This is a genomic window from Streptomyces sp. NBC_01013, assembly GCF_045162765.1.
Classification (GTDB): Bacteria; Actinomycetota; Actinomycetes; order Streptomycetales; family Streptomycetaceae; genus Streptomyces.
In genome coordinates this window covers 3,189,715-3,210,231 of sequence record NZ_CP108687.1, presented here as the reverse complement: position 1 = coordinate 3,210,231, position 20,517 = coordinate 3,189,715, and the positions used below count along the sequence as shown (strand labels likewise).

17 protein-coding genes and 1 pseudogene are annotated in these 20,517 nt (G+C 69.3%); 9 read left to right on the top strand and 9 right to left on the bottom strand.

Annotated features, from left to right (window positions below):
• Positions 1-207: 207 nt before the first annotated feature.
• Positions 208-1,761, top strand: a complete 1,554-nt coding sequence (locus OG538_RS13625) for an ABC transporter substrate-binding protein (protein ID WP_406100118.1) — start codon at positions 208-210, stop codon at positions 1,759-1,761.
• 72 nt (positions 1,762-1,833) lie between these two features.
• Here OG538_RS13625 and OG538_RS13620 read toward each other — a convergent pair whose 3' ends face one another.
• The 4 genes from OG538_RS13620 to OG538_RS13605 form a co-directional block, all read right to left on the bottom strand.
• Positions 1,834-2,550, bottom strand: coding sequence for a TetR/AcrR family transcriptional regulator (locus OG538_RS13620; protein ID WP_406093416.1), 717 nt, complete (start codon positions 2,548-2,550; stop codon positions 1,834-1,836).
• A gap of 23 nt (positions 2,551-2,573) precedes the next feature.
• Positions 2,574-3,023, bottom strand: coding sequence for a thiol-disulfide oxidoreductase DCC family protein (locus OG538_RS13615; protein ID WP_406093414.1), 450 nt, complete (start codon positions 3,021-3,023; stop codon positions 2,574-2,576).
• A 9-nt stretch (positions 3,024-3,032) separates the two neighbouring features.
• On the bottom strand, positions 3,033-3,464 hold the full coding sequence (locus OG538_RS13610; protein WP_406093412.1) for a hypothetical protein: 432 nt from the start codon (positions 3,462-3,464) through the stop codon (positions 3,033-3,035).
• 67 nt (positions 3,465-3,531) lie between these two features.
• Positions 3,532-4,767 (bottom strand): MFS transporter, encoded by a 1,236-nt coding sequence (locus tag OG538_RS13605; RefSeq protein ID WP_406093410.1) that lies wholly within the window; start codon positions 4,765-4,767, stop codon positions 3,532-3,534.
• An 87-nt stretch (positions 4,768-4,854) separates the two neighbouring features.
• Between OG538_RS13605 and OG538_RS13600 the strand changes: the two genes are divergently transcribed.
• Complete coding sequence (locus OG538_RS13600; RefSeq protein ID WP_406093408.1) at positions 4,855-5,364, top strand: MarR family winged helix-turn-helix transcriptional regulator; 510 nt, start codon at positions 4,855-4,857, stop codon at positions 5,362-5,364.
• Between the two features lie 87 nt (positions 5,365-5,451).
• Here the strand turns inward: OG538_RS13600 and OG538_RS13595 are convergent, their stop codons facing one another.
• The 5 genes from OG538_RS13595 to OG538_RS13575 form a co-directional block, all read right to left on the bottom strand.
• Positions 5,452-6,228, bottom strand: a complete 777-nt coding sequence (locus OG538_RS13595; protein ID WP_406093406.1) for a succinate dehydrogenase iron-sulfur subunit — start codon at positions 6,226-6,228, stop codon at positions 5,452-5,454.
• On the bottom strand, positions 6,228-7,982 hold the full coding sequence (sdhA, locus tag OG538_RS13590) for a succinate dehydrogenase flavoprotein subunit (RefSeq protein ID WP_406093404.1): 1,755 nt from the start codon (positions 7,980-7,982) through the stop codon (positions 6,228-6,230). The genes OG538_RS13595 and sdhA overlap by 1 nt, the downstream gene beginning before the upstream one ends.
• Before the next feature lie 30 nt (positions 7,983-8,012).
• Positions 8,013-8,486 (bottom strand): succinate dehydrogenase hydrophobic membrane anchor subunit, encoded by a 474-nt coding sequence (locus tag OG538_RS13585; RefSeq protein ID WP_406093402.1) that lies wholly within the window; start codon positions 8,484-8,486, stop codon positions 8,013-8,015.
• A 5-nt stretch (positions 8,487-8,491) separates the two neighbouring features.
• Positions 8,492-8,872, bottom strand: a complete 381-nt coding sequence (sdhC, locus tag OG538_RS13580) for a succinate dehydrogenase, cytochrome b556 subunit (RefSeq protein ID WP_026249405.1) — start codon at positions 8,870-8,872, stop codon at positions 8,492-8,494.
• 242 nt (positions 8,873-9,114) lie between these two features.
• Positions 9,115-9,567: a 2-oxo-4-hydroxy-4-carboxy-5-ureidoimidazoline decarboxylase gene (locus OG538_RS13575; protein ID WP_406100116.1), complete on the bottom strand. Its 453-nt coding sequence runs from the start codon at positions 9,565-9,567 to the stop codon at positions 9,115-9,117.
• A 387-nt stretch (positions 9,568-9,954) separates the two neighbouring features.
• Here OG538_RS13575 and OG538_RS13570 point away from each other — a divergent pair, with 387 nt between their 5' ends.
• From OG538_RS13570 to OG538_RS13540, 7 genes and pseudogenes are all read left to right on the top strand, one after another.
• A complete protein-coding gene (locus OG538_RS13570; RefSeq protein ID WP_406093400.1) occupies positions 9,955-11,556 on the top strand; it encodes a family 20 glycosylhydrolase in 1,602 nt (533 codons plus the stop codon).
• A gap of 415 nt (positions 11,557-11,971) precedes the next feature.
• Complete coding sequence (locus tag OG538_RS13565; protein ID WP_406093398.1) at positions 11,972-12,553, top strand: hypothetical protein; 582 nt, start codon at positions 11,972-11,974, stop codon at positions 12,551-12,553.
• A gap of 151 nt (positions 12,554-12,704) precedes the next feature.
• A pseudogene (locus OG538_RS13560) lies at positions 12,705-13,133 on the top strand (hypothetical protein); the annotation flags it as partial.
• Between the two features lie 57 nt (positions 13,134-13,190).
• Entirely contained in the window at positions 13,191-17,972 is a 4,782-nt protein-coding gene (locus OG538_RS13555) for a putative T7SS-secreted protein (RefSeq protein ID WP_406093396.1), read from the top strand.
• 13 nt (positions 17,973-17,985) lie between these two features.
• Positions 17,986-18,756, top strand: a complete 771-nt coding sequence (locus OG538_RS13550) for a hypothetical protein (protein ID WP_406093394.1) — start codon at positions 17,986-17,988, stop codon at positions 18,754-18,756.
• Between the two features lie 700 nt (positions 18,757-19,456).
• The gene (locus OG538_RS13545; RefSeq protein WP_406093392.1) at positions 19,457-19,888 is read left to right on the top strand and encodes a hypothetical protein; all 432 of its coding nucleotides are present in this window, start codon (positions 19,457-19,459) and stop codon (positions 19,886-19,888) included.
• A 77-nt stretch (positions 19,889-19,965) separates the two neighbouring features.
• Positions 19,966-20,223 carry a hypothetical protein gene (locus tag OG538_RS13540; protein WP_406093390.1) on the top strand — a complete coding sequence of 86 codons (258 nt, stop codon included), beginning with the start codon at positions 19,966-19,968 and terminating at the stop codon, positions 20,221-20,223.
• Positions 20,224-20,517 lie beyond the last annotated feature (294 nt).

Below are 20,517 nucleotides of genomic sequence, written 5' to 3'. Positions count from 1 at the left end.
CGCCCAGAACGACCGTTCGGGTGACGGGGTGTAAACCCTCTGTATTCGACCTAACGGCCCAAGGTTTCAAGTAACGAACAAAAGGCTATGAGCCTCCGATTTCCTCTTCCAGATGTGAAAATCGTGTGATTGGCTGAGCGCGAACGTGCGGTGATCTGCGTATCTGAGCGCGACGCCGAGGTGGGGCTGTTAAGGGAGAGCACGGCAATGCGGTCGATCCGGCTACGGATTCTCGCGATTTTCGCGGTATTGGTCATCGCAGGCGTGGTCGCCTGGCAGTTGCTCCCCTCGGACGGAGGGAAGAAGGACCCCGTCACGGTCGGCACGACGGACGCGGTGACCTCGCTCGACCCGGCAGGTGCGTACGACGCGGGCTCGTGGGCGATGTACAGCAACGTCTACCAGTCCCTCATGACGTTCAAGTCCGGGGCGATCGTCCCCGAGCCGGACGCCGCGGAGAGCTGCGGATTCATCGGCGGGAAGCTGCAGACGTTCCAGTGCAAGCTCCGTGACGACCTGACGTTCTCCGACGGCAAGGACGTCACGGCCGAGGACGTCAAGTACTCGTTCGACCGGATGATGGAGATCAAGACGGACGTCGGTCCCTCGGTCCTGTTCCCCAGCCTGAAGAACGTGGTGGCCAAGGGGCTGACCGTCACCTTCAACCTCTCCGCGCGTGATGCGACCTTCCCGCAGAAACTCGCCACCGGTGCGGGTTCCATCGTCGAGAAGGACGCCTACTCGGAGCACAAGCTGCGGACCGACAACGGCGTCACCGGCTCCGGGCCCTACGTGCTCAAGTCCTACGAGCCGGGCGTCTCCGCCGAGCTGGTGCCGAACAGCAGGTACAAGGGCGCCCTGAAGGAGACCGGCGGGCCGGTCAACGTGCGCTACTACAAGCAGTCGAACGATCTCCTGGCGGCCTGGAAGTCCGGCCAGGTGGACGTCACGCACCGTCAGCTCCCGCCGTCCACGCTCTCCGAGCTGGACACGACCGACGTCGAGCAGCGGGTGACGGAGGCGGACAGCGCGGAGATCCGCAATCTCGTCTTCAACGTGCGCCCGGGATCGCCGCTCGCGGACAAGAAGGTCCGCCAGGCCATCGCGGCGATCATCGACCGCGCGCCGCTGGTGACCAACGTCTACAAGAGCACCGTCGAACCGCTCTATTCGCTGATCCCGCAGGGCTACATCGGCCACAGCACGCCGTTCTTCGACGCGTACCCCGCGCCGGACCCCAAGCGTGCCCGGGAGCTGATGAAGGACGCCGGCGTGAAGCTGCCGCTGCCCGTCACCTTCGCCTACCGGGATGACGACGAATACACGCCGGAGACGAAGGAGATCCGCCGCCAGCTGGAGGCGGACGGACTGTTCAAGGTCACCGTCAAGGCCGTGGAGTGGACGAAGTTCCAGAAGGAGTACGCCGCCGGTGCGTACGACATGTACACCGTCGGCTGGCTCCCGGACTACCCGGACCCCGACACCTTCAGCCAGCCGCTCGTCGGCCGCGACAGCAGCCTCCACAACGGCTACACCAGCAAGAAGATGGACCAGCTGATCAGCTCCACGCTGCAGTACAGCGACCGCAGCCGTACCTCGGCAGACTTCAAGGACATCCAGAAGCTGGTCGGCGAGGACGTGCCGCTCGTGCCGCTGTGGCAGAAGAAGGACTACGTCGTCGCCAAGCCCGATGTGGCCGGATCGCAGTACCTCTCCGACGGCACCGGCATCTGGCGGCTGTGGGAGCTGGGCTGGATCTGATCCGGCATCACGGCACGACATCGAGCGGCCGCCCCGGGATCGGATCCCGGCGCGGCCGCTCGGCCGTTCCCGCTACTTGGCCGCTGCCCGGCCCGCCACTCCGGGCAGGAACTCCTCCAGGACCTCATGGACCTGGCGCACGAGCGGCCGCAGCACCCGGAACCGGGAGAGGGCGACGGCCCGCGCGATGATCGGGGCGGTGCGCTCGACCAGGCGGCGGCTGCGTTCGGCATCGTCCGTCCGGTCGTACACCCAGTACAGCACCAGCCCCATCTGGTTCAGCCACATCAGCTGGGGCAGCAACTCGGCCAGTTCGGGGTCGATCTTGGTTCCGGAGCCCGCCAGGCAGCGCTCGTGGATGGAGATCGCGGCCTCCCGCGCGGAGACCGAGTCGGGGGAGAACGGGCTGAGCGGGCTTTCGGGGTCGGCGGCGTTCTTGAAGAACTGGGCGGCGAAGCGGTGGTACGGCTCCGCCACGTCCAGCCAGCTGAGCAGGACCCCGCGGATGCGTACCGTGAGGTCCTCGTCGCCGGCCAGGACCGGCTGGACCGCCACCTCGTGCTCGGCGGCGATCCGGTCGTAGAAGCCCTGGACGAGATGTTCCTTGGACGAGAAGTAGTAGTACGCGTTCCCCACGGAGACGCCGGCCTCCTGGGCGATGGCCCGCATCGTCGTCTTGTCGTAGCCGCGTTCCGCGAAGAGCCGGAGCGCGGTTTCGAGGATGAGTGTGCGGGTCTGCTCGCTCTTGGGAGCCTTGACTTCCTTCACGTCCTTCTCTTCCTTCACCACGGTCCCGAGGGTATCCGGACCGGCTACGTCGCCGGGCCGGGACCCTGCACCCGGCAGGCTCCGTCCCGGCCGCCGCCCCCGTCCGCACGGCACGGCTCGGCCGTCAGCGAACGGTACTTGGCGGCGGCGAGGACGGTCGCCCGGGCGAACGGCCACCCGGCCGGGGTGCTCAGCCAGTGGGCCTTCGGCCGGTGCTCGGCCAGCGCCCAGAGGCAGACGATCCACGCGGAGGTGGAGCGGTAGATCTGCCCCCGGTCACCGATCACCGTGATCTCCTCCAGCGTCGCGGAGTGATCGAGGCCGGGGAAGCGCCGGTGCGCCTCGACGGAGTCCGCCGGTACGAGGTCGAGCGGGACCAGCTGGCGCTGGTTCATCAGCCACTGGCGCATGTGGACGCAGAGCGAGCACTGTGCGTCGTACAGCACGGTGAGCCGTTCGACGGACCACCGCCCGCCACCCGTGTGGCGTGTCATGACGGGCCCTCACACCCTGGGGGCGGGAGCCGCCCACGGTCCCTGCCCCGGTCCCGTCCAGCCCTGCGGTGCGACGGGCGGGGTCTGCTCGCGCTCCATCAGGCCGCGACGGCGGATCTTGTTGAGTACGTAGACGTTGCCCAGGTGCATGACCCCGAGGACGAGCAGGACGACACCGACCTTGACCGACAGCGCCTCGAAGAGTTCCCGGGCGTCGGCGACGCCCTCGGAGCTCTTCAGGTAGAGCGTCACGAACCCCAGGTTGACCAGGTAGAAGCCAACCACCAGCAGGTGGTTGACCGCGTCCGCGAGCTTCTCGTTCCCGTGCAGCACATCGGCCAGGAAGACCCTGCCGTTGCGGCTCAGCGTGCGGGCGACCCAGATGGTGAGCGCCACGCTGATGAGCAGGTAGATGACGTACGCGACAACAGTGAGGTCCATGCCCCACCCTCCCTTGAACGCGTTCAAATGCTGTTGTCCTGGACTGTAGACCTCTCTTTGAACATGTTCAAGCCGAGGCCTCGGTGGCCCGCGTCACCGTCTCGGCGGGCTCGGCAGGGGACGTGAAGTGACGTACGCCCGGCACGGCCGCGGTGGCCAGACAGGCAGCGCCTACCAGCAACCCGGCCGCCGCAAGCGGGACTTCGGCGCCCCACGCGGAGGCGGCGAGCGGGGCCAGGGCGTACCCCAGCGGCATCGCGCCGAGCGAGAGCAGCCAGTCGTACGAGGTCACCCGGGCGAGCGCGTGGGCCGGGACGGCGGACTGGACAGCGGTCTCCCAGACGGGGTTGAGGAAGCCGAGGCCGGCCAGGGCGATCCCGTACGCGACGACGGCCACGGCCACGGGGGCGTGCCCGGCCAACAGGCAGAGCGGCAGTGCGTAGAGGGCGCCGCCCAGATTGGCGGTCAGGACGGGGCGGCGCGGCCGGGCCCGGCCGGCCACCAGTGAGCCGGCCAGCAGGCCGACGGCGCCGGTCTGGAGGAAGGCGACCCAGACGCCCTTGCCGCCCAGGTCGCGGAGGAAGAGCGCCGGGCCCACGGTCATCAGGACGGCGGCCGCACCGTTCCACGCGGCGTGGGCGATCAGGCTCGTCCAGTACCAGTCGCGGCCCCGGACCTCGCCCCACCCCTCCTTGAGGTCGCTGATCAGCGAGCGTCGCGGGATGGGGACGTGCCGCACCTCGATCGCGGCGAGCAGCGCGGCGCTCACCGCGAAGCTCACGCCGTCCAGGACGAAGGCCCAGCCGGGCCCCGCGGTGAACACCAGCGCCCCGGCGACGGCCGGGCCGCCGATCCGGGCCGCACTGCTGACCACCGCCATCAGGGCGTTGGCGCGCAGCAGTCCTGACTCGGCCACGGTGCCGCGGATCAGTGGCGAGACGGTCGGCATCGAGAAGGCGCCGGCGGCGCCGCCGAGCGCCTCGGCCACGGCGATCTGCCAGAGCGCGGGGGTCCCGGACAGTAGTTCCGCGCCGACGAACAGCTGGGTGACGCACCGTACGAGATCGGTGGTCAGCGCGACGGTGCGGGCGTTGAAGCGGTCGCCGACCACGCCGCCGAGGGGCAGCAGGAGCAGCTTGGGCACCATCGCGCAGGCAAGTACCAGGGCGAGGGCGCCCGTCGAGCCGGTGGCGAGGTAGACGGCAAGGGTGAGGGCCGCGGGAATCGCGGCGTCACCGAGCAGCGAGAGGCTGCGGCCGACGAAGAGCAGGCGGAAGGACCGGGTGCGTAAGGGGTGAGGCATGAGCGGGAATCTATTTCGTCACCGAACTATTCGTCAACGAAATATAAGCTTCCGAAGCGAAGGAAGGGCTCGGCGTAGGCTGTGGCCATGCAGCAACGCGACTGGACCGACGCCCACGTGGAGCGGTGGAAGCCGGTGCTCCCCGAGCTCGACCCCGATGTCGAGGGCGCGGTGACCCGGATGAAGAAGCTCTCCGTCCATCTGCGCCGGGTGCGCGAACAGTCCCTGGTCGACCGGGACCTGGACCGCCAGGAGTTCGACACCCTCCACAAGCTCGCCGGTCGCGGCGGGAAGGCGGCCCCCTCCGAGCTCGCCGCCGACCTCGACCTCGCGCCCGCCTCGGTCACCGGCCGGCTGGACGCCCTGGAGCGCCGTGGGTTCGTCCGCCGGACGCCCTCCACCAGCGACCGGCGCCGCGTCGACGTGGAGCTGACCGACGAGGGTCGCGCGACCTGGACCGGCGCCATGGAGTTCCTCGGCCACGAGGAGGAGCGCCTGCTGGGCGTCCTCGACAAGGGCGAGCGCGTGCTGCTCAACGACATGCTGCGACGCATCATGGTGGTCGCGGAGCACAAGGGCGGCGCGGACTGGGACTGAGCCACCCCGCGTACGGCAGGAGGCCCCGCCCCTCGCAGTGTTCCTGCGAGGGGCGGGGCCTCCGGTGTGCTCGGGAGATCCCGGGGATCAGAAGCGACGCGTGATCAGCGCGCGCTTGACCTCCTGGATCGCCTTCGTGACCTCGATGCCACGCGGGCACGCGTCCGTGCAGTTGAAGGTGGTGCGGCAACGCCACACACCGTCACGGTCGTTGAGGATCTCCAGGCGCTGCTCGCCGCCCTCGTCACGCGAGTCGAAGATGAAGCGGTGGGCGTTGACGATCGCCGCCGGGCCGAAGTACTGGCCGTCGTTCCAGAACACCGGGCACGAGGACGTGCACGCGGCGCAGAGGATGCACTTGGTGGTGTCGTCGAAGCGCTCGCGGTCCTCGGCGGACTGCAGGCGCTCGCGGGTCGGCTCGTTCCCCTTGGTGATGAGGAAGGGCATGACGTCGCGGTAGGCCTGGAAGAACGGGTCCATGTCGACCACGAGGTCCTTGAGGACCGTGAGGCCCTTTATGGCCTCGACCGTGATCGGCTTCTCCGGGTTCAGGTCCTTGATCAGCGTCTTGCAGGCCAACCGGTTCTTGCCGTTGATCCGCATCGCGTCGGAACCGCAGATGCCGTGCGCGCACGAGCGGCGGAACGTCAGCGTGCCGTCGGTCTCCCACTTGATCTTGTGAAGGGCGTCGAGAACACGCTCCTTCGGGTCGATCTCGATCTGGAAGTCCTGCCACTGGGCCTCGTCGGAGACCTCCGGGTTGAACCGGCGGATCCGGAAGGTGGCCGTGATGTACGGCGAGTCGGCGAAACCGGCCTCGGGCTCGGGAGCCTTGTCGGCCTTTTCCAAGGTGGGGGTAGACATCAGTACTTACGCTCCATCGGCTGGTAGCGGGTCTGGACGACCGGCTTGTAGTCCAGCCGGATCGACTCGGTGCCGTCGTCGGCGACCTCGCGGTACGCCATGGTGTGGCGCATGAAGTTGACGTCGTCGCGGTTCGGGTAGTCCTCGCGGTAGTGACCGCCGCGTGACTCCTTGCGCGCCAGCGCCGAAGTCGCCATGACCTCGGCGAGGTCGAGCAGGTTGCCCAGCTCGATGGCCTCCAGCAGGTCCGTGTTGAACCGCTTGCCCTTGTCCTGGATGGACACGTTGAGGTAGCGCTTGCGGAGCTCGGCGATCTTGTCGACCGCGGTCTTGATCGTCTGCTCGGTGCGGAACACCATCACGTTGGCGTCCATGCACTCCTGCAGTTCCAGGCGAATCGCCGAGACGCGCTCGGTGCCCGTGGAGCTGCGCAGCCGCTCGACCTGGTCGATGACCATCTGCGCCGGGTTCTCGGGAAGCTCGACGAAGTCGTTCTTCGCGGAGTACTCGGCGGCGGCGATGCCCGACCGGCGTCCGAAGACGTTGATGTCGAGCAGTGAGTTGGTGCCGAGGCGGTTGGCGCCGTGCACGGAGACACAGGCGACCTCGCCGGCGGCGTACAGGCCCGGGACGACGGTGGTGTTGTCGGCCAGCACCTCACCCTCGACGTTGGTCGGGATGCCGCCCATGGCGTAGTGCGCGGTCGGCTGGATCGGGATCGGGTCCGTGTAGGGCTCGATACCGAGGTACGTACGCGCGAACTCCGTGATGTCCGGGAGCTTGGCGTCCAGCTGCTCCGGCGGCAGGTGCGTCAGGTCGAGGTAGACGTGGTCGCCCTCGGGACCGCAGCCGCGGCCCTCACGGATCTCCGTGTAGATGGAGCGGGAGACGACGTCACGGGACGCGAGGTCCTTCATGACGGGCGCGTACTTCTCCATGAAGCGCTCGCCGTCCTTGTTGCGGAGGATGCCGCCCTCACCGCGGGCGCCCTCCGTCAGCAGGATGCCCATGCGCCAGATGCCCGTCGGGTGGAACTGGAAGAACTCCATGTCCTCCAGCGGCAGACCGCGGCGGTACGCGGCGGCCTGGCCGTCACCGGTCAGGGTGTGCGCGTTCGACGTCACCTTGAAGAACTTGCCGGTGCCACCGGAGGCGAAGATGATCGACTTCGCCTGGAAGACGTGGATCTCACCGGTCGCCAGCTCGTACGCGACGACGCCGGCGGACTTCTTGACGCCGTCGACCTCCTGGAGCAGCAGGTCCAGGACGTAGAACTCGTTGAAGAACTCCACACCCTCCTTGACGCAGTTCTGGTACAGCGTCTGGAGGATCATGTGCCCGGTGCGGTCCGAGGCGTAGCAGGACCGGCGGACCGGGGCCTCGCCGTGGTTACGGCTGTGGCCACCGAAGCGGCGCTGGTCGATCTTGCCCTCGGGCGTGCGGTTGAACGGCAGGCCCATCTTCTCCAGGTCGAGAACGGAGTCGATGGCCTCCTTCGCCAGGATCTCGGCGGCGTCCTGGTCGACCAGGTAGTCGCCGCCCTTGATCGTGTCGAAGGTGTGCCACTCCCAGTTGTCCTCCTCCACGTTGGCGAGCGCGGCGGCCATGCCGCCCTGCGCCGCGCCCGTGTGGGAGCGGGTGGGGTAGAGCTTGGTCAGCACGGCGGTGCGGCTGCGCTTGGTCGACTCGATGGCCGCGCGCATGCCGGCGCCGCCGGCGCCGACGATGACGGTGTCGTACTTGTGGATCTGCATGGTTTACCTCTGGTCCTTCGGGCCCGGCGCCTAGCGGATGTTCGGGTCGAAGGTGAAGATCACCAGCGTGCCCAGCAGGACGGTGAACACCGTGGCGGTGTACAGCAGCATCTTCAGCCAGAAGCGGGTGTTGTCCCGTTCGGCGTAGTCGTTGATGACCGTACGGAGGCCGTTGGCGCCGTGCAGCATGGCGAGCCACAGCATCGCCAGGTCCCAGACCTGCCAGAACGGCGAGGCCCAGCGGCCCGCCACGAAGGCGAAGCCGATCTTGGAGACACCGCCGTCCAGCACGAGCTGGATCAGCAGGTGGCCGATGACCAGGACGACGAGCACGATGCCCGACAGGCGCATGAAGAGCCAGGCGTACATCTCGAAGTTGGTGCGCGAGCCCTTGGGGGTCTTGCCGGTCCGCTTGCGCGGCGGCTCGATCACGGGCGCCGGGTTGTCGACGTCGTACAGGGCTGCGCCCTCGACGTCGCCGATCGCGGAAGTCTCGGTGGACATTGGCCTCAGCTCCCGAATACTTCGCGTACGGCGTGGCCGAGGACGGGGTACAGGGCCCCGACCATCAGCACGATCCAGATACCCAGCACGGCCCAGAGCATCTGCTTCTGAACGCGCGGGCCCTTGGCCCAGAAGTCCACGGCGACGATGCGCAGACCGTTCAGCGCGTGGAAGAGAATCGCGGCCACCAGGCCGTATTCGAGGAGCGCGACGATCGGCGTCTTGTACGTGGACACGACGTCGTCGTATGCCTCGGGGGAGACGCGGACGAGAGCGGTGTCCAGGACATGTACGAACAGGAAGAAGAAAATGAGGACACCGGTGACTCGATGAGCCACCCAGGACCACATGCCTTCCCGGCCGCGGTACAGCGTTCCAGCCGGCACGGAAGAACCCTCCGGGAGCGGGGATTGGGGTCGGCCGGCTTGACTGTCGGTCTGACCCGGCCGGGTACGGTCCACCGGCCCCGGCCATCGTAGCGACGGATTGTCGGTTCGATCGCGCGGGGGCCTCTGGTGTGATCAAAGTGGCAATGAATCAGGCACGGACGGGCTATGGACAGACGTCGACGGGGCTGTTTGCCCGCCTGTGGCGGGGAATCGGCATGCCTGGGCCCGCCGCCAACCCGTTACTGACTCGATACCAGCTCGATGATGCGGCCCCGGGCGAGTCGCCGCATCTCGTCGGCCGCCACCACCCGCTCCTGTTCGGGATCGTGCGCCAGCCGGGCCCGGATGCCGGCCAGAACCTGGTCGGGGTGCTCGGCGGGCCGGAAGCCGTCCAGACAGATCACGAAGACGTGGCCGAACCTGCACTCGTACGCGGCATGCGCGGCGGCCAGCGCGAGGTGGGCGGAGTGCGGTGCGTCCGGGTGCAGCTTCGGGGAGGCCTCGCCGGCCAGCGCCTCGGCGCGCTCGGTGGGGGAGAGGTCGTAGCCCGCCTCGTCGGCGGCGGCGAGCAGTGCGTCCAGGTCCGGGTACGGGCGGGTGGCGACCAGCCGCTCGGCCCAGCGGCGGCTGCCGTAGCACTCCAGCAGGGCGGCCCTGACCTCGGCCGCGGGCGCCGCGTTGAACCCCGCCAGGCCCGCCGGGCCGGGTACGGGCCCGCAGCTCTGTACGGGGACGGCGGTCCGCCGGACGGGCGGGGGCGGCTGCCCGGGGAGGCCGGCGTGGGACTCGCTGGACCTGGACAGCGTGAGCTCCTCGAATCAGCGGCATCTGTGAACCTGGAGTGGGGAGGGACCGGGGGGACCAGGTGGATGCAGGGTGAAGGGAGAGACGAATGTGCCTCAAAGCTAGCGACGCCGGGCAACGGCCGTCCGACGGATGCGCGAATTTCACCCGGACGGGAGAGTTTCGGGATGCCTGAGGGGCGAGCGGGCGAGGAGAATGCCCGGCTGTCTCCCCTATCCACCCTTTTCCTTCCTTCCCTTGCTCTTTTTCCCCTTGAAACCGGAGGTTTCTGACCGATGGCACCCTCACGCGGCGCCCTCATGGCCGTTACGGCGGTGGCCGCGGCGACCGTCACCGTCGCCGCCTGCGACGGCTCCGGCACCGCACACCGCAACGGCTCCGAGACGTCCCGCTCGTCGTCGTCACCGTCCGCGTCCCCCGAGCCCTCCCCGACCCGGAGCTACCCGCTCTCGAAGACGCCCCGCACCATCCCCGCCGTACGGGAACACACCCCCGCCCGCGGCCCCGGCTGGCAGCCCGGGAAGGGCAGCGGTGTGGTGATCGGCAAGGGCGACAAGGCGCTCGCCGACGAGGGACGGCTGCTCGCCGGCGAGCTGAGGATCAGCTACCGGGGCGAGGCCCCGGCCCGGGCGGGCGACGTGGAACTGGCCCTGAACCCGAAGGCCGGGGGCGGACCGGAGTCGTACACCCTGCGGACCCACGACGGACGTGTCACGATCAGCGGGCCCGGCGAGGCGGGCGTCTTCTACGGCACCCGCACCCTCAAGCAGTCCGTGCGTGCCGACGGCACCATGCCGGAGGGTGAGGTGCGCGACCGCCCCGACCGCCCGCAGCGCGGGCTCAACCTCGACATCGCGCGCAAGCACTACAGCGCCGGCTGGATCGAGGACCGGCTGCGCGGCATGGCCGACATCAAGCTCAACCAGCTGGGCCTGCACTTCTCCGACGACCAGGCCTTCCGTATCGAGTCCGACACCCACCCCGAGGTGGTGTCGCCCGAGCACCTGACCAAGGCCGAGGTGCGGCGCATCGTCGCTCTGGCCAACCGGCTGCACATCGAGGTCGTCCCCGAGATCGACTCGCCGGGCCATCTCGGCGCTGTGCTGCGCGCCCACCCCGACCTCCAACTGCTCAACGTCTCGGGCGTGCCCTCGAAGGGATCGCTCGACATCTCCAAGCCGGGCGCGGCGAAGCTCCTCGACGAGCTCCTGGGCGAGTACACCGAGCTGTTCGGCGGCGCCTACTGGCATCTGGGTGCCGACGAGTACCAGGCGCTCACGGTGCGTGATCCCGCCGCCTCGTACCCGCAGCTCCAGCGCGCTGCTGTGAAGAAGTACGGGGCGCAGGCCGGCATCGAGGACCTCGCCACCGGCTGGCTCAACGACCGCGCGGCAGTGGTCCGGCCGCACGGCATGACGCCCAAGGCGTGGAACGACGGGCTCTTCCGCGACAGCACCGTCCGGGCCGACAAGGACATCGAGATCGAGTACTGGACGGGCAAGGAGTACGGCGCCCGGCCGCCGGAGGACTACCTGCGCGAGGGGTTCAAGATGCTGAACCTCAACGACGAGTTCCTCTATTACGTGCTCGGCCAGCCCAACGCCTTCGTCTATCCCACGGGCAAGCGCATCTACGAGCAGTGGACCCCCCTCGTGCTGCGCGGCACGAGCCCCGTTCCGGCCCGCTACTCCGACCAGATCCTGGGCGGCCGCTTCGCCGTCTGGGGGGACTTCCCGAACGCCCAGACCGCGGCACAGGTGGCCGAGGGCATCCGGATGCCGCTGCGGGCGACGTCCCAGAAGCTGTGGGATCCGGGCAAACCGAAGCTGAGCTGGGACGGGTTCCAGGCGCTTGCGAAGGAGATCGACCAGGGCTGAGCACGACACCCGTGGACAGCGCGGCGAGCGGGCACTACGTTCCGCTTGCCGCGTGGACCGGGGAGGGACGCGCGCTCCCTGCGTAGGCGTCCGAATCCTGGGGGGTTCCACTTCCATGCTCTGCTCACTCTGCGGCACGAGCCCGGCCGGCACTGCCGACGAGCGGTGCGCGGCCGCGATGCAGGGCGAGCGGGCGGCGCAGCGGGCCACTCCCGTCGTCCCGGTCCCGGCGGAGCGGGCCGGGTGGGGCCGGGCGCACCTACGTCCGGCGGGGGCGGTCAGGGCATCGGCAGGACCGGGCGGCGGTATTCAGACGGCTGGAGTGACGATTTTCGGCCATTCGGCGCTGAACGCGATAAGACGACGCGCTGCGTCCCCGTGTGTCCGAGCACGGGGAGGCCGACGGGAGACGCCGATGAGCCTGCTCGAACTGATCGCCGCCGCTGACGCCCGCGGGCTCGCCGCGAGCGGGACCGCCTGCCTCGACCGGTGCCTGCCGCAGCCCGCAGCCGGAGCCGAGCCGGATCCTCTGCGACCGCTCTGGGCCGGCTGCGCCGACCCGCGGGACTGGGCCGACCGGCTGGCCGAGGCGCGGGCGGCGCTGGACGGCCTGTCCGACCCGCAGGAGGGGGCGCAGGAGACCGTCCTGCGGATCCGGACGCTGCTCGCCGAGGCGCCCGCGGAGCGGGCGGGCGAGGAGCTGCGCACCTGGGCGGACGCGTGCTCGGTGCTGGCCCTCGACATCCACTGCGGCCACGACGCCGTGGGCGCCGACGCCACGGAGCTGGTGGGGCGCTGCCGGGCCGGGGATCCGGAAGGGGCGGGACCACTGCTGTCCGGGGAGGCCACCCGGCAGGTCCGGATCCTGGAGCTGCTCGCGGAGACCGGGGACGCTGCCCCCGCGGGCGGCGGGCTGCGTCAGGTGAGGGACGTCTCGACCGAGGGCCGGCGGGTGCTGCGGGCCGCGGTCTCCCGACGGGCGCGGGCGCGCGGCTGACACGGTTTCGGTCCGGCTCCGGCGCGGGGCTGTGCCCCGGTGCCGTGCACCACCACGGGCCGGATCATGGCGTGGATCAGGCCCGGAGCACTTTCGTACACCGCCATCGGCCGTTCTGCGGACCGGCCTTCACTTCCTGAGTGACCACCCGGGCGTGCGCGCCCTGGTGCGGGATGCCAGTGGGCTGGCGAACCGGCTCGGTCTGGCGGCGGGCACCCAGTGGGAGCACGACCAGTACATCGCGGGCACGCTCAAGGTGGGTGCCAACTCCCTGTTCGGCGGGAACCCGCATGCGAGCGAGGAGGAGATCGCCCAGCAGAACTGGGGCGACATCTTCACGCCGGACTATCTGAACCCGGACTTCAGCCCCGAGTCGTTCGAGAAGGCCGGCCAGGACATGGGGCAGACCTGGAAGGACACCGGCCGCACCGTCCTCACCGAGGGCTACGGCGGCCGGCAGTCCGACATGTTCAACAACGCGCTCGGCATCTCCGACGACCAGTTCGACCAGGCGCTGGACGAGACCTTCGGCCCGTCACCGGAAGAGCGCGCTCAGCAGGAGCAGGAGCAGGAGCAGTAGCAAGAGCGGTAGCAGTGGCGGGCGCAGCAGCAGGGCGAGTTCGGGGGAGAACTGACCGTGGGTATCGGCGACTTCATCAGCGACATCACGCCCGACTCGGTCGAGGACGTGATCGAGGACGGTGTCGAGTGGGCCGGTGACCGGGTCGAGGACGCCGGGGACTGGACCGCCGACCGGCTGGACGACGTCGGCTGGGAGTCCGGTGCGGACTGGGTGCGCGAGCAGTCCCGTTCGGTCGCCAACCGGATGGGCGCGGAAGTCGACGAGCTGGACCTCGGGCAGACCGAGGACAAGACCAAGCTGATCTACGGCAGCCCCAGCAAGCTCAACGCCACCGTCACCAAACTCCGCGCCTTCCAGTCGGCCTTCGACGGCACCGGCGACGGTCTCAAGGGCCTGGACTCCGGACAGCTCAAGGGCGCGACGGCTGACGCCCTGCGCACGGCGGTGGGCACCCAGCCGCCGAAGTGGTACGCGGCCGCCGATGCGAGTGCGAAGGCGCTCGGGGCTCTCGACGCGTTCGCGGACACCGTCACCTGGGCGCAGGGGCAGGCGCAGACGGCGATCGACAAGTGGAAGGAGGGCGTCAAGGCCTCCGAGGACGCTGCGGACGCCCACCGCAAGAAGGTCGACGACTTCAACACTGCGGTTGACCGCTACAACGCCCAGGCCTCCGACAAGCGTGACCCCGCCTCGCTGCCTCCCCGCCCCTCCTCGACGTTCACCGACCCCGGCAAGAAGCTGATGCAGGATGCGCAGGACCTCCTGGCCGCGGCCCGCGAGCAGCGGAACTCGGCGGCGCAGACCGCGCGCACAGCGGTGTCTGCCGCCCGCGACATGGCACCGCAGAAGCCCTCGTACACCGAGCAGTTGCGCGACGGGGCCGAAGAACTGCAGGTCATGGGCATGCATGTGGACGGCGGCATCATCAAGGCCACGGCGGGCATGCTCAACTTCGTCCGCAGCGTCAACCCCATGGATCCGTACAACCTCACGCATCCGGCCGAGTACGTCACGTCCCTCAACAGCCTGGCCGCCGGGCTGGTGGTCGCCGCCAACGACCCGGTCGGCACCGGCACCGCGATGGTCAAGGACTTCATGAAGGACCCGGCCGAGGGATTCGGCCGGCTGATCCCCGACATCGCGCTGACCATCGCCACCGGCGGCGGCGGCGCCGCGGTGAAGGGCGTGCGCGTCGCCGACGAGGCCGCCGAGGCCGCACGGCTGCGCCGCCTCGTCGACGACGCCCCGGAAGGCACCCACACCCGGCCCGACGGCGAGCGAATATCCGACGACACCGACCCGGTGGACCTCGCCACCGGACGGATGTACCTCCCGCAGACCGACCTCGCACTCCCCGGCATCCTGCCGCTGCTCTTCACCCGCCGCACCGAGTCCGGTTGCACGGCCGGCCGCTTCCTGGGCGCGTCCTGGACGTCCACCGTCGACGAACGTCTGCAGATCGACGCCATCGGCGTCCTCCACATCACCGCCGACGGGCTCCTGATCCGCTACCCGCACCCGGCCCCGGGCGCGCCCACCACGCCCGAGACGGGCAGGGCCCGCACCCTGCTGGCCCGCGACAGCAACGGCGACTACACGGTCACCGACCCCGACAGCGGCCTGGTCCTCGACTTCGACGCCCCGTCCGGCAGCGAACCGGGGGGCGACGGAACCGCCTGGCTGTCGGAGGTGACCGACCGCAACGGCCACCGGATCAGCATCGACCGCGGCGAGGACGGTCTGCCGCTGGCCCTGGCCCACTCCGCGGGCCACCACGTGAATCTGACGACCGCCGGCGGCCGGATCACCGCGCTGTCCCTGGCCGGTGCGGGCGACGGCGGCACGGACCTGCCCCTGATGAGCTATGGCTACGAGGACGGCGACCTCACCACCGTCAGCAAGCCGTCCGGCGCCACCACCGCTTTCGTCTACGACGACCGCCGCCGCGTCACCGCCTGGATCGACTCGAACAACAGCCGCTACGACTACGCCTACGACGACCACGACCGCGTCATAGCCGAAGGCGGTCAGGCCGGCCACGTCCAGATCACCCTGACCTACACCGAACCCGACCCCGTGACGGGCCACCGCACCACCACACTCACCACCGCCGAAGGCCACACCACACGCCATCTGTTCGGCCCCGGCTGCCGCAGGCTGGCCGTCACCGACCCGCTCGGCCACACCACCCGGTTCACCTACGACCCGCACGGCGACCTCCTGGCCCGCACCGATGCGCTGGGTCTGCGCACCGCCTTCGCCTACGACGAAGACGGCCGCCTCGTCTCCACCATCGCACCCGACGGCGGTGAACTGCGCACTGTACGCGGCCCGTTCGGTCTGCCGGTTGAGGTCATCGGCCCGGACGGCAACCGGGTGCTGTCCGAATTCGACGAACGCGGCAACCGCACCGCGTTCACGGACCAGGCAGGCTCCACCACCCGCTACACCTACGACCGGGCCGGCCGGATCACCTCGGTCACCGACGCCCTCGGCACCACGACACACGTGGTGTGCGACGCGGCGGGCCTGCCCGTCGAGGTGACCGGCCCGACCGGCGCCGTCACCCGCACGGAGCGCGACGCCCTCGGCAGACCGGTCCGCGTCACCGATCCGGCAGGCGGCACCACCCGCCTGGAGTGGCACCCCGACGGCCAACTCGCCCGCCGCACCGGACCCGACGGCGCCACGGAGTCATGGACGTACGACGGCGAGGGCAACCGCCTGACCCACACCGACGCGTCCGGTGGCGTCACCTGCTCCGAGTACACCCACTTCGACCTGCCCCTCGCCCGCACCGGACCCGACGGCGCCCGCCACGAGTTCGAGCACGACAACGAACTGCGCCTCACCCGCGTCACCAACCCCCAGGGACTGACCTGGAGTTACGCCTACGACGCAGCCGGCAACGTCGTCTCCGAGACCGACTTCGACGGCCGCACCCTCACCTACCGGATGGACGCCGCGGGCCGGCTCGTCGCCCGCACCGACGCACTCGGCGGGACCATCTCGTTCGAACGCGACCAACTCGGCCAGGTGGTCCGCAAGGACGTCGACGGCCAGGTGACGACCTACGGCTACGACCAGGCCGGACGGCTGCTGGAAGCTATCGGCCCCGGCGGCGAACTCCGGTACCAGTACGACCGCCGAGGACTCACCAAGACGGAACTGGTCGACGGCCGGCCGGTCTCCTACTCCTACGACGCACTGGGCCGCCGCACCCGGCGCACCACACCCACCGGTCACGTCACCTCCTACGCCTACGGTGCCGATGGCAGGCCCGAGCGCCTGACCAGCGGCGATCACCGGATCGACTTCACCCACGACGCCATCGGCCGGGAACTCACCCGCACCTTCGACGACGCGCTCACCATGACGTCGGCCTGGGACGAGGCCGGACGGCTCTCCGCCCAGCACATCACCGCCGGGGCGCGCCCGGTCAACAGCCGCGCCTACTCCTACCGCGCCGATGGCAACCTGACGTCCGTCGCCGATCGGCATGCGGGCACCCGCACCTTCGACCTCGACCCGGCGGGCCGCGTCACCGCCGTCCACGCCAAGGACTGGACGGAGCGCTACGCCTACGACGACGCCGGCAACCAGACCTCGGCGTCCTGGCCGTCCGGCCACCCCGGCAGCGAAGCCACCGGACCACGCGCCTACACCGGCACCACCATCACCCGCGCCGGGAACGTCCGCTTCGAGCACGACGCCCTCGGCCGGCTCACCCTGCGCCGGAAGACCCGCCTCTCCCGCAAGCCCGACACCTGGCGCTACACGTGGGACACGGAGAACCGACTCACCTCCGTCACCACCCCCGACGGCACCCGGTGGCGCTACCGCCACGACCCGCTCGGCCGCCGCACCGCGAAGCAGCGCCTGGCGGCCGACGACGAGCGGGTGGTCGAGGAGGTCCGGTTCACCTGGGACGGCCTGACCCTGTGCGAACAGACCACCCACCACCCGGACACCCCGAACACGGTCGCCCTCACCTGGGACCACCGCGGCCACAGGCCCCTGGCCCAGACCGAGCGCATCCTCACGGCCGACGACGGCCAGGAAGAGATCGACCGCCGCTTCTTCGCCATCGCCACCGACCTCATCGGCACCCCCACCGAACTCATCGACGAGACCGGCCACATCGCCTGGCGCTCCCGCGCCACCCTCTGGGGCACCACCGCCTGGTCCCGCAACAGCGGCACATACACCCCCCTCCGCTTCCCCGGCCAGTACTACGACCCCGAAACCGGCCTCCACTACAACGTCTTCCGCCACTACGACCCGGAAACCGGCCGCTACGCCTCCCCCGACCCCCTGGGCCTCGCCCCCGCCCCCAACCCCGTCGCGTACGTGGACAACCCGCACGACGGGTATGACCCGCTGGGCCTGATGCCCGACTACACGAAGGAGGAGAAGGCCGAACAGGCCAGGGCGAAAGCCAAGGAGAAGGCCGTCAAGGCTGCGGACGGGGTCATCGAGAGGGCGCAGGCCGGCGGATTCCGCAAGCACTCCACGTACCACGGGGACGAGAGACACGGCTTCACCGACGAAAAGATCCTGGAGATCCTGAAGAAGCCGGACGCGGTGTACCAGTCGTCCGGCGGAAAGCTCGTGTTCCGGCAGGGCGAGGACATCGTCGTGACCCAGGGGGCCGGATCCCAGTCCGGCCAGGCCATCACGGCGTACGGACCATCGGGCGTGAAGGGAGAATCCGGGGCGTCAGCGCTGGGCGGTTCGGCCACGGACCCGGGGGCACCGGTTACTCACGCGGACATCGTGGGGGGCAGGATTCCGAACAAGGGCGGATTCATGCCCCCCGCACCACAGATCAAATGAGGCGACGCCGACCATGAGACTCACCTTCGACAACGGCTGGCAGGCGACGGTGACGAACAGTCCCCTGCCCATCACCCCCCGCTTCTCGGGCAACTCCGTGGATATCGCGGACTACGCGGACGTCAAGGAACGTGAAAGGTTCTTGCAGGCCACGTTCGGCAGCCAGGGATTGCTGTGGGACACCCCCGACGTCGTCCGGTTCGACCGGGACAGCCGGAACCTGGCCGGTACCGAATTTCAGGTGCCGGGCGCGTCCGCGTCCGCCGAGGACTCCGCCCGTGTTCCCGTCCTGCCCGCCGTACGTCCGGGCGGGCTCCGCGCGGACGAGGCCCGGGACTTCCGCCTGGAAGCGTGCGAGGTGTTGTGTCGCGCTCCTGGCGACGCCGTACTGACCTGTCTGCGCGACCTCGATGTCCTTGACGAGCCGCTGGAGGCCCGCATCGGGATCGCTCCCGACGTGGCCCTCCTCGTCCAGCGCGGCACCGTCGTGGGCTGGAGCCTGACGGATCCGGCGCGATACCTGACCCAGGCGTTCACCGCACCTGACCCCGATCCGCCGTTCCCGACCACCCGACGACTGCTCACCGAGTGCCTGGATCTGATCACCGAGCCGGTGATCGATGACGTGATGGACCGCGAACCGGCCGCCCTGGCCCGATTGCGGGCTGTCAACGACGACCTGCGCAACCAGCGCGAGGACCGCCATCGGGCCGACGCCCTGCTCGCACTCATCGCTGACCTGGTCGAGGACTACGCCGACCTGCCGCCCCGGCAGAAGCCGTGAACCACTGCCCTGCCCTGCCCGGAGCGAGCGAAGTCCTGATCCCTCACATGATCGAGAGGAGTCCGTGGGCAGGCTGACAGTGGCCTTTCGTAAGCGGGACACGCATTACTTCTCCGCAGGAGAACCGATCACGGCCGACGAGCCGATCGCCGGCTTCGACGAGCAGGAGGTCCGCCTGCTCGCGGACCACCCCCGAATGCGCCGGATCATGTTTCGCCCACGCCCCGGCCGGCCGTTGCATCGCTATTACCTGCACTGGAGCGGCGGAACCGGCCTGGCGTCCCTCGACAGGCGGGTGGCCGCCGGGGCAGCGGCCGAACAGGACTTCGCCGGGGCGTTGCAGGGGAGCCTCGCAGCCTCTCGCACTCAGTCTGTGGTGCGAAATTCCGGACGATCGAATGGGACGTTACCTTTCCCTTGTTCTCCAACGGAGTCGAGCGTTCACGCGCTCACACGTACGTCAACGAGTGCCCGGGGTGCGGGGGCCCGTTTCGACACCAACGTGCTGGAGTTCATCACGCCCGAAACATCGTGAGGCACATTCGGATCTCACCCGGCCGGGAATCTCGCCCCACCGTCCGGCTCGCCTGCAGCGTCCTGACGACCCGCGACTGCTCCGGGAGGCGGCCGCGGACCTGCTGTGCTTCGGACCCGGCTGGGAAAAGATCGATCGTCTCAATTTCGGCGACTGAAGGAAATCGTGACCAAAGTATTCAAGTTCCGTTTTCGAGGTCCGGCGGGCGGGCTCGCAGTGAACTTGCGGGCAGAATCCGCTGCGATCGAATGCGGGATCCCATCGCACAGCATGCAGATCCACAAAAATATCTGGCTCGGCCTACCCGCATCCGGCCTGCACTGGAAAGACGCCGCCTGGTTGGCGTTCGGGGTCTCCGTCAATTCCCGAGCCCTGAGTGAACTCCTGCCCGATGGCGTTTTCATTCACGTGTCTTCACTCGATTATCCTCTGAGTGATTATCGGTCCGAGGCTTCGGCGTTGGCCATGGACGGTGGGCTCCATGAGCGGTTCGATATGGAGAGTTCAGGTGCTGGCGTCACGTATGAGGCTTCACGAGACCAATTTGTATTCACTTGGGGAGAGGCCGCCTCCCCCTTTTCCGACGCCTCGCACTGATATCCTCTGCGTGGTGAAATCCACCCCACTCGATAACCCTTGCCAGAGAGTTAACCGTTCCCCAGAGGACCAAAGCAATGTTCCGTAATCACCAGGAGCTCGATGTGACCGTGATCGCGGTCGCTCCGGTCGGCTCGAAGGTCGATGCCGCCGGCGAGATCGGGTTCATCGATCAGGTGAAGCACCCCTCCTGGTGGGACGAGAGCAGCCCCCGGCCCCAGGTCGGGGACCGGCTGCACGTCGTCGTGCTCGACGCGAGCCGGGAGGAGCCGCGGTTCAGCGCGCTGCAGCCGGACATCGACATCGCGCGTCGCATCCGGGACACCGGCGTGTGAGGCCACGGCAACGGCCTCTGCCTGGAGCAGGCGAGAGCGAAGCCCTGGTCCACAGCATGATCAAGGAGGGCTTGTGGGCGGGCTGACAGGCGCGCTCAGTGCCTCGCCCGGCCTCGGCTGCGCGCGGGGCATGCGGAGGCCACACGCCCTGGGCGTGACATGGCAGGAGCGGGGGAAATGGAGGACGACCGAGGCCGCCACCCCCCACAGGAGAGGCCCCGGTCGTCTTCCGCGGGGCCGCAGGACGACCCCGTACTCATCTCAGCGCCGCGAGTGCGTTTTCTGTCACACCGC